This window comes from Pseudomonas sp. MDT1-17 (assembly GCF_054898105.1).
This window is the reverse complement of the sequence record NZ_JBUBVM010000001.1, coordinates 3,673,919-3,689,662: the sequence shown is the minus strand read 5'-3', so window position 1 is coordinate 3,689,662 and position 15,744 is coordinate 3,673,919. Positions and strand designations below refer to the sequence as shown.

Annotated in this window: 11 protein-coding genes; 9 read left to right on the top strand and 2 right to left on the bottom strand. The window is 59.1% G+C overall.

Features of this window, described 5'->3' with window-relative positions:
* From ACYZTX_RS17085 to ACYZTX_RS17075, 3 genes are all read left to right on the top strand, one after another.
* Positions 1 to 1,356 (top strand): TolC family outer membrane protein, encoded by a 1,356-nt coding sequence (locus tag ACYZTX_RS17085; protein WP_462035058.1) that lies wholly within the window; start codon positions 1 to 3, stop codon positions 1,354 to 1,356.
* Positions 1,357 to 1,565: 209 nt separating this feature from the next.
* The gene (locus tag ACYZTX_RS17080) at positions 1,566 to 4,613 is read left to right on the top strand and encodes an autotransporter domain-containing protein (protein ID WP_462035057.1); all 3,048 of its coding nucleotides are present in this window, start codon (positions 1,566 to 1,568) and stop codon (positions 4,611 to 4,613) included.
* Between the two features lie 85 nt (positions 4,614 to 4,698).
* Entirely contained in the window at positions 4,699 to 6,552 is a 1,854-nt protein-coding gene (locus tag ACYZTX_RS17075) for a polyurethane esterase (protein WP_462035056.1), read from the top strand.
* 99 nt (positions 6,553 to 6,651) lie between these two features.
* Here the strand turns inward: ACYZTX_RS17075 and ACYZTX_RS17070 are convergent, their stop codons facing one another.
* Complete coding sequence (locus ACYZTX_RS17070; RefSeq protein WP_449645517.1) at positions 6,652 to 6,876, bottom strand: YgdI/YgdR family lipoprotein; 225 nt, start codon at positions 6,874 to 6,876, stop codon at positions 6,652 to 6,654.
* Between the two features lie 223 nt (positions 6,877 to 7,099).
* Between ACYZTX_RS17070 and ACYZTX_RS17065 the strand changes: the two genes are divergently transcribed.
* The 4 genes from ACYZTX_RS17065 (at position 7,100) to ACYZTX_RS17050 (ending at position 14,074) form a co-directional block, all read left to right on the top strand.
* Complete coding sequence (locus ACYZTX_RS17065) at positions 7,100 to 8,752, top strand: VRR-NUC domain-containing protein (RefSeq protein WP_462035055.1); 1,653 nt, start codon at positions 7,100 to 7,102, stop codon at positions 8,750 to 8,752.
* Positions 8,749 to 11,028 carry an ATP-dependent DNA helicase gene (locus ACYZTX_RS17060; protein WP_462035054.1) on the top strand — a complete coding sequence of 760 codons (2,280 nt, stop codon included), beginning with the start codon at positions 8,749 to 8,751 and terminating at the stop codon, positions 11,026 to 11,028. Before ACYZTX_RS17065 ends, ACYZTX_RS17060 begins: the two co-directional genes overlap by 4 nt.
* Positions 11,029 to 11,156: 128 nt before the next feature.
* Complete coding sequence (locus ACYZTX_RS17055) at positions 11,157 to 12,065, top strand: zeta toxin family protein (RefSeq protein ID WP_462035053.1); 909 nt, start codon at positions 11,157 to 11,159, stop codon at positions 12,063 to 12,065.
* 86 nt (positions 12,066 to 12,151) lie between these two features.
* On the top strand, positions 12,152 to 14,074 hold the full coding sequence (locus ACYZTX_RS17050) for a hybrid sensor histidine kinase/response regulator (RefSeq protein ID WP_462035052.1): 1,923 nt from the start codon (positions 12,152 to 12,154) through the stop codon (positions 14,072 to 14,074).
* 9 nt (positions 14,075 to 14,083) lie between these two features.
* On the opposite strand, the gene ACYZTX_RS17045 is transcribed toward ACYZTX_RS17050, so the two are convergent.
* On the bottom strand, positions 14,084 to 14,329 hold the full coding sequence (locus tag ACYZTX_RS17045; RefSeq protein WP_462035051.1) for a hypothetical protein: 246 nt from the start codon (positions 14,327 to 14,329) through the stop codon (positions 14,084 to 14,086).
* A 126-nt stretch (positions 14,330 to 14,455) separates the two neighbouring features.
* Between ACYZTX_RS17045 and ACYZTX_RS17040 the strand changes: the two genes are divergently transcribed.
* Both ACYZTX_RS17040 and ACYZTX_RS17035 read left to right on the top strand, forming a co-directional pair.
* Positions 14,456 to 14,710 carry a hypothetical protein gene (locus ACYZTX_RS17040; protein ID WP_462035050.1) on the top strand — a complete coding sequence of 85 codons (255 nt, stop codon included), beginning with the start codon at positions 14,456 to 14,458 and terminating at the stop codon, positions 14,708 to 14,710.
* Positions 14,711 to 14,762: 52 nt separating this feature from the next.
* Positions 14,763 to 15,299 carry a hypothetical protein gene (locus ACYZTX_RS17035; protein WP_462035049.1) on the top strand — a complete coding sequence of 179 codons (537 nt, stop codon included), beginning with the start codon at positions 14,763 to 14,765 and terminating at the stop codon, positions 15,297 to 15,299.
* Positions 15,300 to 15,744 lie beyond the last annotated feature (445 nt).

Genomic DNA, 15,744 nt, shown 5'->3' with positions numbered 1-15,744 from the left:
ATGTTCGGCTGTATGAGTAAGCTTTCCATGCTCGCCGCAACCCTGGCGCTGCTGACCTGCAACAGTGTGCTGGCCATGGGGCCGTTTGAGGTCTACGAACAAGCGTTGCGTAACGATCCGGTATTTCTCGGCGCTATCAAAGAACGCGATGCCGGCCTCGAGAATCGCGCTATCGGCCGCGCCGGGCTGTTGCCCAGGATCGGTTACAACTACAACAAGGGCCGCAACACCTCCAAAGTGACGTACTTGAACGATCGCGGTCGCAGCCAGAGTGACGATCGTAACTACAGCAGTTACGGCTCGACGTTCACCCTGCAACAACCGTTGCTCGACTACGAGGCCTACGCCGCGTATCGCAAGGGCGTGGCGCAGTCGCTGTTCGCCGATGAGAACTTTCGCGGCAAAAGCCAAGAGCTGCTGGTTCGGGTGCTGGAGAACTACACCAAAGCACTGTTCGCTCAGGATCAGATCGACATTGCCCTGGCCAAGAAAAAAGCCTTTGAGCGGCAGTTCCAGCAGAACGAGCAGATGTTTCGTCAGGGAGAGGGCACGCGCACCGACATTCTTGAGGCCGAGTCGCGCTATGAGCTGGCCACCGCCGAGGAAATCGAGGCCCGCAACGAACAGGATGCATCCTTGCGCGAACTGGGGGCGCTGATCGGCGTGCCGGCCATCGACATCGCCGATTTGGCGCCACTGGCCCCGCATTTCCAGACGTTTGCCCTGCAACCGGCCAGTTACGACACCTGGCACGAGATCGCGGTGGCCAACAACCCGAACCTGGCCTCCCAGCGCCAGGCGCTGGAGGTGGCGCGATACGAGGTTGAACGCAACCGCGCCGGGCACCTGCCCAAAGTCAGCGCTTACGCCTCTGTGCGGCAGAACGAGTCGGAAAGCGGCAACACCTACAACCAACGTTACGACACCAACACCATCGGCATCGAAGTCAACGTGCCGCTGTATGCCGGTGGCGGGGTCTCGGCCTCGACGCGCCAGGCCAGCCGCGCGATGGAGCAGGCCGAATACGAACTGGACGGCAAGACCCGGGAAACGCTGATCGAGCTGCGTCGGCAGTTCAGCGCCTGCCTGTCGGGCGTGAGCAAACTGCGGGCTTATCAGAAAGCCCTGAAGTCTGCCGAAGCGCTGGTGGTGTCGACCAGGCAAAGCATTTTGGGCGGTGAACGGGTCAACCTCGATGCGCTGAACGCCGAACAACAACTGTTTACCACCCGCCGGGATCTGGCCCAGACACGTTATGACTACTTGATGGCCTGGACCAAGTTGCATTACTACGCCGGGACCTTGAGCGAGCAGGACCTCGCCAAGGTTGACGAGGCGTTTGGCGGCCAGTTTTAACGCGAACCCTGTAGCAGCCTGCGTCCGGCTGCGCAGCAGTCGCAAAATCAGGCACTGCGGTCCGTCAGTTACACCGTGCATTCAGGGTTTACGACTGCTGCGCAGCCGGACGCAGGCTGCGCCTGCTACAGGGATTGTGCTTCACAAACATAAAAACAGGCGCTTTCAAGGCACAGGATTTTGGCAACACAACTAAGGACGGTAGCTGGATGAATAACAAATACAACAACCTTGCCTTGCTCTGCGCATTGGCCTCCATCGGCAACGCGCAAGCGGCGCCCTACGTGGAAAACGCTAGAGCGGGCGATCCCAATAGTTGGCGCAGCGCCGAATTCACTGCCGATTGGGGACTGGGAGCGGTCAACGCACAAGAGGCCTACGCCGCCGGTTACACCGGCAAAGGCGTGAAACTGGGGATCTTCGACCAACCGGTCTACGCCGCGCATCCGGAGTTTTCCGGTCCCGATAAAGTGATCACTCTGGTCACCAGCGGCATCCGCGAATACACCGACCCGTACATCCCGGTCAAAGCGGGGGACGCCTTTCGCTACGACGGTTCGCCCTCGATCGGTTCCGACGGCAAGCTCGGTGCCCACGGTACCCACGTTGGCGGGATCGCTGCCGGCAGTCGAGATGGCGGTCCGATGCATGGCGTGGCATTCGGTGCGCAGATCATCAGTGCGGATAACGGAGATCCGGGCCCGGAGGACGGCATCATTCGCGGCAACGACGGCGCGGTCTACAAGGCCGGTTGGGATGCCTTGATCGCCAGCGGCGCGCGGATCATCAACAACAGTTGGGGCATCGGCATCACCGATCGCTTCGACCTCGGAGGACGCAACCCGGCGTACCCGCATTTCACCGTGCAAGACGCCCAATTGCAGTTCAACGAGATCCGTCCGTTACTCGGGACCCAACCGGGCGGAGCCTACGACGGCGCCATCGCGGCGGCTCGCAGCGGTATCGTGACGATCTTCGCAGCCGGCAACGACTACAACCTCAACAACCCGGACGCCATCGCGGGCCTGGGTTTTTTTGTCCCGGACATCGCGCCGAACTGGGTCACCGTGGCGGCCTTGCAAAAGAACCCGGACCTCAACAGCCCGGACCTCTACAACATCAGCACCTTCTCTTCACGCTGCGGCTACACCGCTAGCTTTTGCGTGTCTGCACCGGGCAGCAAGATCTACAGCTCGATCATCAGCGGTACCAACGCCGGCAACCTGACCACCGGTTACGCCAACTACAACGGCACCTCGATGGCGGCGCCGCATGTCGCCGGTTCCATGGCCGTGCTGATGGAGCGCTTCCCGTACATGACCGGCGCTCAGGTCGCCAGCGTGTTGCGCACCACAGCCACCGACCTCGGTACGCCGGGTGTCGATTCGCTGTACGGCTGGGGCATGATCAACCTGCGCAAAGGCATCGATGGCCCGGCGATGTTCGTCACCGAGCAGGACATTCCCGAAGAATTTCGCATTCAGGGTGCCTACGGTTCGAGTCAGTTTGTCGCGGATTTGCCAGGCATCGGCGCGATCATCGACGCGGGCAAACCGACCGAACGCGTCTGCAATGACGTGCACTGCGGCCTCGACACGTGGCGCAACGACATTTCCGGGCACGGCGGTTTGACCAAGCAAGGCATCGGCACGCTGGTCATGACTGGAGCCAACACCTACACCGGCCCGACGCTGGTCAATCAGGGCCGCTTGGCCATTAACGGTTCGCTCGCATCAGCCGTCACGGTCAATGACCGCGGCATCCTCGGCGGTAACGGCCGCATCAGTGCGCTGACCGCGAAAAGCGGCGGCACCGTGGCGCCGGGCAATTCCATCGGCACCTTGCAGGTGGCGGGCGACGTGATCTTCGAGCCTGGCTCGACCTACGCCGTGGAATTGTCGCCCACCCGCAGCGACCAGATCGTGGCGGGCGGTAAAGCCGTGATCGAAGGCGCTACCGTCAGCCTGTCCCTGGAAAACAGCCCGACCTTGCTGACCACCAGCGAAGTGAAATCCCTGCTCGGCAATCAATACAACATTCTGCAAGCGGCCGGCGGGATCGAAGGGCGTTTCGGCGCGGTGCTACCGGATTATCTGTTCATCGGAGGCACGCTCGACTACTCGGCCAATGGCATCCAACTGGCGGTAGAGCGCATCGCAGCGTCCTTCGCCAGCGTCGGCCAATCCCCGAACCAACGCGCCGTTGCCGCCGCCGCCGAGCAATTGGGCGCCGGCAATCCGCTCTATGAAACCTTGCTGCTTTCGCCGACCGCGGCCGTCGCGCAACAAGCCTTCCAGCAACTGTCTGGTGAGATTCATCCGGCAATCGGTACGCTGCTGATCAACGACAGCCGTTACCTGCGCGATGCCGTCGGCGAACGCCTGCGCGAGCGTGATCTGTTCAATGCAGCGGCACCGACCGATGACCGTAGCAACGCCTGGGTCAAAGTCCTCGGCGCCTGGGGCAAGAGCGATGGCGGGCATGACAACGCCAGTTCCAACAGCTCCATCGGCGGCTTGCTGGCCGGTGTCGACGGTCTGATCACTGACGATACGCGGCTGGGTTTCGTGACCGGTTACAGCGACAGTTCGTTGAGCATGGGCGATGGCACGCATGCGTCAGCCTCCGTCGACAGCTACCACTTGGGCGCCTACCTGGGCCATGAAATCGATGCACTGCGTCTGAGTGTCGGCGGCGCCTACAGCTGGCATCGCATCGAGGTGAAGCGTGATCTGCAATTCGGCGATGTCAGCGGCAAACAGAAATCCAAACGCGACGCGACAACCGCACAACTGTTTACCGAAGCGGCGTATCGCCTGGACCTGCAACCGCTGGCACTGGAACCGTTCGCCAACCTGGCTTACGTGCACCTCAACAGTGACAGCTTCACCGAGAAGGGTGATGCCGCAGCGCTCAAGGGTGGCGAAGACAACCGCGACGCCGTGCTCTCGACCCTCGGTCTACGGGCGAGCAAAGCGATTGCCCTGTCGGACAAACAGCAACTGGAACTCTCCGGCACGCTGGGCTGGCAGCACAACCTGAGCAACACCCGTTCCGAAGATCACCTGGCCTTTGCCAACGGCAATACCGCGTTCAGCGTGCAGAGCGTTTCCCTGGATCGTAACGCCGCCGTTGTGGGGGCGCGGGCCGGTCTGGCGGTGGCGCAGGATGTGCGGGTGAGCCTGGATTACAACGGACTGCTGGGCTCCAACGAAAAAGACCACGGTGTGGGTCTGACGCTCGGCTGGCAGTTCTGATTCAAATGCTCCGGGGCGCCTCGTGATCGGGCGTCCTGGTTGTGAGCTATCTCTGACAACTCCAACAAAGAGAGAGGCAATACCAATGGGTGTGTACGACTACAAACACTTCGGCACAGCAGATTCCAAAGCGTTATTTACCGACGCCATGGCAATCACGCTGTATTCCTATCACAACCTCGATAACGGCTTTGCCACCGGCTATCAGCACAACGGCTTCGGCCTTGGCTTGCCGGCGACACTGGTCACGGCGCTGATCGGCGGCACCGACTCCCAGGGTGTCATCCCCGGCGTTCCGTGGAATCCCGATTCGGAAAAAGCCGAGCTGGACGCGGTGCAGAAGGCCGGCTGGACGCCCATCACCGCCACACAACTGGGCTATGACGGCAAGGTCGATGCACGCGGAACGTTCTTCGGCGAGAAGGACGGCTACACCAGCGCTCAGGTGGAAATCCTCGGCAAGTACGACGCGCAGGGTCATCTCAGTGAAATCGGTATCGCCTTTCGCGGCACCAGCGGCCCCCGGGAAACCCTGGTCAGTGATTCAATCGCAGACGTGATCAACGATCTGATGGCGGCGTTGGGGCCGAAAGATTACGCCAAGAACTACGTCGGCGAAGCCTTCGGCGACCTGCTCAGTGACGTTGCGGCATTTGCCCGGGCCAATGGCCTGTCGGGCAAGGACGTGCTGGTCAGCGGCCATAGCCTCGGCGGGTTGGCGGTCAATAGCCTGGCGGACCTGAGCAACGACAAATGGGCCGGTTTCTACCAGGATTCCAACTACATCGCCTACGCCTCGCCAACCCAAAGCAGCACGGACAAAGTGCTCAACGTCGGTTACGAAAACGACCCGGTGTTCCGTGCCCTCGACGGCTCATCGTTCAACCTGTCGTCGGTGGGCGTACACGACGCCGCCAAAGACTCGGCGACTGATAACATCGTCAGCTTCAACGATCACTACGCCTCGACGGCTTGGAACGTGCTGCCGTTTTCGATCCTCAACATTCCGACCTGGATCTCGCACTTGCCCACTGCCTATGGCGACGGCATGAACCGGGTGATCGAGTCGGCGTTCTATGAGCTCACCAGCAAAGACTCGACGATCATCGTTGCCAACCTGTCGGACCCGGCGCGCAGCAACACCTGGGTCCAGGATCTGAACCACAACGCCGACACCCATAAGGGCAGCACCTTCATTATCGGCAGCGACGGCAACGATCTGATCCAGGGTGGCCAGGGCAACGACTATCTGGAAGGCCGCGATGGCAACGACACCTTCCGCGACGGTGGTGGCTACAACATCCTGTTGGGCGGCAAGGGCAACAACGTGCTGGACTTGCAGCAGTCGGTGAAAAACGTCGACTTCGCCAATGACGGTGCCGGCAATCTGTACATCCGCGACGCCAAGGGTGGCATCAGCATTAGCCGCGACATCGGCAGCATCGTGACCAAGGAGCCGGGGTTTCTGTGGGGGCTGTTCAAGGATGACGTGACCCACAGCGTCACTGCCGAGGGCCTTAAGGTGGGCAACAACCTGACCCAGTACGCGTCAACGGTGAAGGGCGGTGCTGGCGCCGATACGCTCAAGGCTCACGCTGGCGGCGATTGGTTGATAGGGCTGGACGGCAACGATCATTTGATCGGCGGCAAGGGTAACGACGTGTTTGTCGGCGGGGTGGGAAACGACCTGCTGGAGTCGGGGGGCGGGATCGATACCTTTTTGTTTAGCGGCGCGTTTGGTCAGGACCGGGTGGTTGGTTACCAGGCCAGCGACAAACTGGTGTTTCTCGGGGTTCAAGGGGTGACGCCAAACGACGACTACCGAGCGCATGCCACGGCGGTGGGGCACGACACGGTGCTGACGTTTGGGGGGGATTCGGTGACGTTGGTCGGGGTTGGGCTGGATAGCCTGTCGGGAGGGGGAATCGTTATCGCCTAGGTTTGCTGCCACACCAGCAAAAGATCGCAGGCTTCGCCAGCTCCTACGCCCATGATCGGCGTAGGAGCTGGCGCAGCCTGCGATCTTTTGATTTGCTGTTCAGTCTTCCTGCCGAATCGTGGTCACTTCATCGGCCTTGACCTTCACTTTTGCCCCGGAAATATCTTCGAACTCAAAGAAACCATCCTTGGTCTTGGTTTTCGGTATGTCCTTGGTCAAATACTGGGTGCCGTTCTGCAGCGTCACTACCGTTGGCGTCGAGCAACCGGCCAGGACCAGAAAGGCCGCTACCGCCAGGGGCAAGCCCAGAGTCTTGATATTCATAACCACCTCTCATCCTTCAAAAAAACAGCGCGACTGTCGCGAACGAAATCAATCATCACTGCACCTCTAACGCGGTTGGTGCGATGGATCGGCAGAAAGTTCATAGGCACCCGAAAAATTACCGGATAGCGCCGCCGCTTATCCTTTTCCGTTTGCACCGGACAGGGCTCAGCTGGTATCTGTACGCATAACCAGTACTCGCTTGCCATGGCCTTTTTTTCCTGTGACTGCAAATCCTCTCGAAGACCCGTTCTACTACTTGAACAATTTCATGCAAGTGCTTGATTGGCTTGAGCACCGCTATGCCGATGTGCTGAGTGTCGAAGAGCAACGCTTCATCCACGACTTCAATCGGTTGCCCCGTGAGTCCAGGGCTCTGCTGGTCAGGATGGTGATGCGCAAGGGGAGTCACTTCAGGGCGAGCAAGCTGCACTACCTCGAAATCGGCGATACCGCCATTGCCGCCGGCCCATTGCTGGCGCTGGGCTGGATCGATGAGCAATTGCCGTTGTCGATCGATGCGCTGTTCGAGGTGTTGCTAAAAGCAGAAATTCTCCAGTGTTTTGGCCCCACCATCGATCAGCCCAAGGGAAAAAAGACCGATTGGCTGCCGGTACTGAGCGAGCGGTTTCCCCAGGATCAAACCTTCGACCAGTGGTGCCCGAAGCTGCATGACCGATTGTTCAGCCTGACCATCATGGGCCTGTGCGACCGGCTGCGTTTGATGTTTTTCGGCAATCTTTACCAGGATTGGTCCGAGTTCGTGCTGGCTGACCTGGGCATCTTTACCTATGAAAAAGTCGAGTTCTGCGCCGATTCCCGAGGCCTGCGCAGCCGTGACGACGTGGATGCCTGCCTCTTCCTTCATGAGTGCCAGCAGCATTTCGAGGCCGGCGAAGCCGTGGAAGGCATTGTCGAGCAGATCAACGCACTGGCCCTGAGCAATCCCTGGCTGCAACGACGTCGCGGCAAATTGTTGTTCCAGATCGGTCAGCACTGCGAGCGCATGGCGGATTTCTCTACCGCACTGACGATCTACCGCGCGTGTGCCTATCCCGGCGCGCGGCTGCGGTTGATCCGCGTGTTGGAGCGCTGCGGTGAATACCAGCTGGCCATGGACCTGGCATCCGCGATAGAGCAATCGCCGGAAAGTGCCGCCGAGCAGCAACAATTGCTGCGTGTGCTGCCCAGGCTGCGGCGCAAGCTTGGCGGGCCGGTGATGAAGCGCGTATCCCCACGGGAAATCCTGCGCCTGGACCTGCAACTGCCCAGAACCGACCCGGCGTTGTCGGTGGAGTATTACGTTCAGGCGCATTTGGCGGAAGAATCGGCACCGGTGCATTACGTTGAAAACAGTCTGATCAACTCGCTGTTCGGTCTGCTGTGCTGGCCGGCGATCTTCGCACCGTTGCCGGGGGCGTTTTTCCACCCGTTCCAGCGTGGGCCGGTGGATCTGCTCAATGAAGACTTTCACGCGCGCCGCGCGGAGCTGTTCCAGGATTGCCTGGCTGAACTCGATGACGGGCGTTACCTCCAGACCATTCGTGAACGCCATGCCAGCAAGTGGGGCGTGCAGTCACCCTTCGTGTTCTGGGGTGTGCTGAGCGAAGAATTGCTGGATCAGGCACTCGACTGCCTGCCGGCCGAACACCTCAAGCACTGGTTCAATCGCCTGTTGTTGGACATCAAGGCCAATCGCGCCGGCATGCCGGACCTGATCCAGTTCTGGCCGCAGGACAAAACCTACCGGATGATCGAAGTCAAAGGCCCCGGTGATCGCCTGCAAGACAATCAATTGCGCTGGCTCGAGTTCTGCCATGAGCACCAGATGCCGATTGCCGTCTGCTACGTGCAATGGGCGGAGCAGGGCGCTTGAGTTACAGCATCGCGGTGCGGGCGCTGTGTGAATTCACCGCCAAGGTCGGTGACCTCGACCTGCGTTTCACGCCCTCGCCGACGGCGCTGGAAGGGATTGTCGGGCACCGTACGGTGGCGTCCCGACGCAGCGAGGGCTACCAGAGTGAAGTCGCGCTTGAAGGCTTGTATCAAACGTTGAAGGTCAAGGGCAGGGCTGACGGCTACGACCCTGCGCAAAACTGCCTGGAAGAAGTCAAAACCTATCGCGGCGACTTGAGCAAGCAACCCGCCAACCACCGTCAGCTGCACTGGGCGCAGGCGAAGATTTACGGCGGGTTGATGTGTCAGAAACTGGATCTGGCGCAGATCAATCTGGCCCTGGTGTACTTCGACATCGTCAGCGAAAAGGAAACCTGCCTGGTCGAGGCGTTCAGCGCCGACGAACTGGGGCTGTTCTTCGAAGAACATTGCGCCTTGTTTCTGCACTGGGCCGAACAGGAAATGGCTCATCGCGCAGGGCGTAATCGGGCTGCGCAGCAACTGGCGTTTCCCCATGCCGACTTTCGACCGGGGCAACGTCATCTGGCGGAATCGGTGTTCAAGGCCGTCAGCACCGGTCGTTGCTTGATGGCCCAGGCGCCCACGGGGATCGGCAAGACGGTCGGCACGCTGTTCCCGATGCTCAAGGCTCTGGCGCCGCAGCAACTGGACAAGGTGTTCTTCCTCACGGCGAAAACCCCGGGGCGCAAACTGGCGCTGGACGCCGCACAGGTGATCCTCGACAGCGCCGACGCGCCGCCCTTGCGGGTCCTCGAAATGATTGCCCGGGACAAGGCCTGCGAGCATCCGGACAAAGCCTGTCACGGCGAATCCTGCCCGCTGGCCCAGGGGTTTTATGATCGCTTGCCCGCCGCTCGCCAGGCAGCCAGCGAACTGAGCCTGTTGAACCAGAGCGCATTGCGCCAGGTTGCTCTAAAACACGACGTCTGTCCCTACTACCTGAGCCAGGAAATGGCCCGCTGGGCAGACGTGGTGGTCGCCGATTACAACTACTATTTCGATTTCAGCGCGCTGCTGTTCGGGCTGGCCCAGGCCAATAACTGGAAAGTCGCGGTGCTGGTGGACGAAGCCCACAACCTGGTAGAGCGCGGTCGGCAGATGTACAGCGCCAGCCTCGACCAATCCACCCTCAACGGTGTACGAAAAACCGCACCAGAGGCGTTGAAAAAACCCTTGCAACGGGTCAACCGTGAGTGGAATGCCCTGCATAATCTGCAACTCGGCGCCTATCAGGCCTATGACAAGGCCCCGGAAAAACTGCTCCAGGCGTTGTCGTCGTGCAGTGCGAGCATCGGCGACTACCTGAACGATCATCCTCAGGGCCTGGACGGGGCGTTACAGAACTTCTATTTCGACATGCTGCAATTTTGCCGGGTGGCCGAACTCTTCGATGAACAGTTTCTGTTCGACATCAGCAAGCGCGACCTCGACCGCAAACGCAACCTGTCGCAGCTGTGCCTGCGCAACGTGGTGCCCGCCGGTTTCATCCGCCCGCGCTTGACGGCTGCACGCAGCACGGTGCTGTTTTCGGCGACGCTGAGCCCTCGCCACTACTACGCCGATCTGCTGGGTACGCCGACAAACACGGTGTGGATTGACGTCGAGTCGCCGTTTCACGCCGACCAGTTGCAAGTGCACATCGTCAGCCAGATCTCCACGCGGTTCGTCCATCGTCAGTCATCCCTCGCGCCAATCGTCGAGCTGATTGCCCGGCAGTTCAGCCAACGTCCAGGCAACTACCTGGCGTTTTTCAGCAGCTTCGATTATTTGCAGCAAGTGGCGCAGTTGCTGGCCGAGAAACATCCACACATCAATCTGTGGTCGCAGTCCCGGGGCATGGGGGAAGGGCAGCGTCAGGACTTTCTCGATCAGTTCACCGCCGACAGTCAGGGTGTCGGTTTTGCGGTGTTGGGTGGGGCGTTTGGCGAAGGCATCGACTTGCCCGGTGCGCGCCTGATCGGGGCGTTCATCGCCACCCTCGGGCTGGCGCAACTCAACCCGGTCAACGAGCAGTTGAAACAGCGCATGGCGGCGATTTTCGGCGCCGGTTATGACTACACCTACCTGTTTCCCGGTGTGCAGAAAGTGGTGCAGGCGGCGGGGAGGGTGATCCGCACCCAGCAGGATCAAGGGGTGGTGATGTTGATCGATGACCGGTTTGGCGACAGCAAGGTCAAGCAGTTATTGCCGCGCTGGTGGTCGATTGCTCCGAGGCTTTTTCACAAAACCGAGTAGGATTTTTTACCTTAAAAAACATAGACATACCTTGAAAGAAACACCTATTTGAACAAACAGCGAATGCCAGCTTTATTCAAAGGGCGAGTCATCACTTTCAAACCAATCTTTGATAAGGAAATCAAGGTATGTCAGCAGCACCGAGATACACGTACACCTCTGAGCAGGTCACTGCAGCATTCGATGAAATAAAAGCAACGTTGTTCAGCGGCATCACGGCCGAGGCAACCCCGAAAATGCTGGTTGTTGCCGGGCTGCAAGGGTCAGGCAAAACGTATCTGCTGGAAAAGAACCTGCTGCCTTCAAGACGCTACGACAATTATGTTCGTCTGTACCTGCCCGACTACCGCAAAAAACACCCCCAATACTCAGAGATGATCAAACTCGGCGTCTTGCATGCGTATGAGCATACCGAGGCATTCGTCCGAGAAGTCAGCGCGAAGATCTTTACGCAAGCCTTCACCGGCAAATACAACATCATCATGGAATGTGCGTTCGACAGTATCGATTTCGCGGCCTTTCCACCGTCGGCAACAGCCCAGGGTTATCAGTTCGAGACCCACATCGTTGGCTGCACTCAAGCGTTTGCTCATGTGTCGAGCATTAAACGAGCGCTCAAAAGCCTTGAAAGTCAGGAAATGGAAAGGTTTCTCACGGTGTCGAAGCTGAATGCCAGTATGGGTCATGCACAAGCGATCATCCTGGCTTTCGAGACGGCTGCAAAGGCCGTCAGCGGTTCGCAAATCACTGTGTACGAACGTGGGTTCGGCGTGTTGAACGAGCGGACGGTGCGTGCTCAGAGTACCTACACCCATGCTGCCGACGGCTCGGTGACGACAACAACGACCATGAGGCCTTTTGAGTACATCGTTTACTCCCGTATTGCGGATAACCACGTTTTCGCGGTGAACGGTCACCACGAAATCGTCAAAGAGTGCCATCTGGCATTGCTCAAGGCCGGGACACATGCCCCATTTATCCCAGCCTTTGTCTACAACGACCTGTACACATACATCGCCAAGTACCTGCACCGATAACGCTTTACGTCCAGAGGTGCTTTTCGGCTTTCCAAAATCCCGGTTTGTCGCATACTCCAGAAAAACACCAGTGACGTGAGGGATCAATGAGCGAGGATCGGACCAAAGCCACCTCCATCGAGGACATGCCTTTTCGCCTGTTGATCGATGCCGTGATTGACTACGCGATCTACATGATTGATCCCGGTGGCATCATCACCAGTTGGAACGCCGGCGCCAGGCGTTTCAAGGGGTATGAGGAGGCCGAGATTCTCGGCCAGCACTTCTCGCGTTTCTATACCGAAGAGGACCGCCGTGCCGGTTTACCCCAGCGAGCGCTGGACACGGCCATCAGGGAAGGGCGTTTTGAGGGGGAAAGCTGGCGGGTTCGCAAGGACGGCACGCATTTCTGGTGCCATGTGGTTATCGATCCGATTATCGACCCGTCGGGCAGGTTGCTGGGGTTTGCCAAGATCACCCGGGACCTGACCGACCGCAAGATGGCGGAAGAAACCCTCAAGCAAAGCGAGCAGCAATTCCGGCTACTGGTTCAGAGCGTCACTGACTACGCCATCTACATGCTCACCCCGGAGGGCCGCCTGGCCAACTGGAACCTCGGGGCTCAGCGGATCAAGGGCTACATGCCCGAAGAAGTCATCGGCCAGCACTTTTCGATGTTTTACACCCCGGAGGACGGTGAGGCAGGCGAACCACAACGGACTCTGGACGTTGCAACCCGCGAGGGACGATTCGAAAACAAAGCCTGGCGCGTGCGCAAGGACGGTACGCGGTTTCTGGCACATGTCGTGGTCGACCCGATCTGGGGCGACACCGGCACGTTGCTCGGTTTTGCCAAGATCACCCGTGATATCACCGAAGTCACACAAGCCCAGCAGGCCCTGGAGCAAACCCGCGAAGCGCTGTTTCAGGCGCAGAAGATGCAGGTCATCGGTCAACTCAGTGGAGGCATTGCCCACGACTTCAACAATTTGCTGACCGTCATCCTTGGCAATCTGGAAATCATCCGCAAACGCGTCGGGGACGATTCGAGAATTACCCGATTGGTCGACAACGCCACTCAAGGTGCCTTGCGTGGCGTCACCCTGACTCAGCGCATGCTGGCGTTTGCCAGACGTCAGGAGCTCAAAGCCGAACCCGTCGAGCTCCCGGCGCTGGTGCAAGGGATCACTGGGCTGTTGCGCAGCTCTCTCGGGCCTTCCGTGGTGCTCGAATCGCGCTTTTCACCAGAACTCGAACCGGTCCTGGCCGACGTCAACCAGCTCGAACTGGCGATATTGAACCTGGTGACCAACGCCCGCGATGCAATGCCCCATGGCGGAAAAATCGTGATCAGTGCCCAGGTAGATGCTGTGCCGGACACGGCGCAGCTTACCCTGGCACCCGGTCGTTATGTCTGCCTGAGTATCACCGATACCGGTGAGGGAATGGATGACGCCACACTGGGGTCGGCGATGGACCCTTTTTTCACCACAAAAGGTGTCGGCAAAGGCACTGGCCTGGGGCTGTCGATGGTTCATGGATTTATCGAGCAACTGGGCGGTCGATTCGTTCTCAAGAGTCAGAAAGACAAAGGCACAACCGCCGAACTGTGGATACCCGTCGCCACTGCTGGTTCAGTTGCCAAACCTGTTGCCGAGGAGCCAGCCGCATCGCCCGTGCCCCGTCTGAGCGTGTTGGTGGTGGACGACGACAGCCTGGTTTTGACGAGTACCTGCCTGTTGCTCGAGGATTTAGGGCATCGAGTGATCAGCGCAACGTCCGGTGCACAGGCGCTGGCCATGTTCGACAGTGAGCAGGCAATTGATCTGGTTATCACGGACATGGCCATGCCACAGATGAATGGCGCGCAACTGGCGCAGGCTATCCGAAACCTTAAGCCGGACTTGCCGATCGTCCTTGCCACCGGTTACGCCGAGCGCCTGGAAGGTTTCGCAACAAGACTTCCGCGCTTGTCCAAACCTTTTACCCAACTCAATCTGGTGGAAATCATCGCCTCGACCATGAAATGACAAGCGAGCTCAATGTTCGGCCGCGGATCCCGCGTTCTTCTTGAAGCCGCGCACGTTCATGGCGCACAGGCAAAATTGCAAGGCGATCAGTGCGTAAGCTTGGGTGTGGTAACCCCAGATCACCCACAAAACATTGCTGACAATAAAACAGATGAAACCCGTAACCCGGCGCCTGGGGTTTTGCGACCCGATCAACCACGCCGCCAGCACCGTGACCAGCATCGCTGGCCATTGCACCCAATCGAGATAGTCCATCCCTATTCCTTAACGTCAGAGCCTTAACTGAGGGACCACAGTGGCGAAGCACCGTTCGAGACTGCCTGTGAATTTTTCGGCATTGAGCAGCTCACAGTTTTTATTGCCCTCTGGAGCACTCTCGCCATGAGCCATCCCATCGAAAACCCGCCGACCGCCCTGTTTTTCGACGATGACGGGCAGACGCCCAACAGTCGTCTGCCTGTTCTGCTATATCGACATGTCGCGCTGGAAAAGTATGACATTCAGCGTCCGAATCCTACGACTCACGCCCCGTCCGTTGTTCGAATCGCCAAGGTTTCCACTCCCCTTGGCCGATCCTGTGTCTGGCGGCGAGGGTGCCTTGATGGGTGCCTGGAGGGCGCGTTGAAATCCGGCTGAACTTGTCGGGAGGCGTTTCTTCTAAACGTTTTCCATCCCGTGCGTGACTCCTGTGCCAAAAATACTGACCGAGGCCCCGGCCGAAGAAACCCTGACTGAACACAACGCCAAGATGTTCGGTTCACCCAAGGAACGCCTGGATTTCTACCGCCGGGAAATCCAGTATGAAACCAGCATTCTGGCTAATCGCACCGACGCCTACCTGGCGGCGCAATCGTTTTTGGTGATTGCTTTCGCATCGTGCATGTCCAACCTCAACCCCGAGTGGGGAAAACTCTTCACGCTGGTGGTGCCGCCCTTTTTGGCACTGTTGGGGCTGCTCAGTTCGCTCAACGCCTGGCCGGGGATTCGCGCGGCATACGACATCATTGATCATTGGCATTTCAAGCAGAGTGAATTACTGCGCAGCGAGCCCTTGATGGGGCTTGCTTATGATGAGTCGCCGCTGTTCAGTGAGATGGAATCGACCCATAAGGGATATCGCAAGTCGTTATTATTTTCCGTGCGTACGCCGTGGATTTTCGCCACGTTCTGGGTGCTGCTGGGCAGCTATGCGTTTTATATTCAGGTGACCAACCCCGGCGCGTGAACCGAACAACTAAAAAGGCACGGCATATGCCGTAATGTTGTTCACTTAAGGTTGGGTATATATCCATTTCTGCGGTAGCGGCTGCTGGCGGTTTCGCTTTTACAGCGAGTCACTTGGAACAGCCCCAAGTAACCAAGGGCTCTTGCCCCTGACGTTCGGTGCCTCGCTTAGGCTCGGCATGCCCTCGCTCCGGTCCTGCTCCGTGGGCCCGCCACCATCGGCCATCCAAGGCCGGGGGCGGCTAACCCGGCATCCATGCCGGGTTGCCCACTGCGCAGAACCTCCACTCGGCCTCTCGAGGGGGCGTGCACCGCAAACGCCAAAGCGAGGCGGCCTACCGGCCGGCCTGGCTTCAAGTGAACGCATTTCCCTGTAGGAGCTGTCGAGCGAAGCGAGGCTGCGATCTTTTGATCTTGCCGTTGCCGTTGCCGTTGCTTTGGCTCCA

Coding starts and splice junctions, on each gene's coding strand:
- ACYZTX_RS17085 (WP_462035058.1), top strand. CDS start 1: ATGTTCGGCTGTATGAGTAAGCTTTCCATGCTCGCCGCAACCCTGGCG.
- ACYZTX_RS17080 (WP_462035057.1), top strand. CDS start 1,566: ATGAATAACAAATACAACAACCTTGCCTTGCTCTGCGCATTGGCCTCC.
- ACYZTX_RS17075 (WP_462035056.1), top strand. CDS start 4,699: ATGGGTGTGTACGACTACAAACACTTCGGCACAGCAGATTCCAAAGCG.
- ACYZTX_RS17070 (WP_449645517.1), bottom strand. CDS start 6,876: ATGAATATCAAGACTCTGGGCTTGCCCCTGGCGGTAGCGGCCTTTCTG.
- ACYZTX_RS17055 (WP_462035053.1), top strand. CDS start 11,157: ATGTCAGCAGCACCGAGATACACGTACACCTCTGAGCAGGTCACTGCA.
- ACYZTX_RS17050 (WP_462035052.1), top strand. CDS start 12,152: ATGAGCGAGGATCGGACCAAAGCCACCTCCATCGAGGACATGCCTTTT.
- ACYZTX_RS17045 (WP_462035051.1), bottom strand. CDS start 14,329: ATGGACTATCTCGATTGGGTGCAATGGCCAGCGATGCTGGTCACGGTG.
- ACYZTX_RS17040 (WP_462035050.1), top strand. CDS start 14,456: ATGAGCCATCCCATCGAAAACCCGCCGACCGCCCTGTTTTTCGACGAT.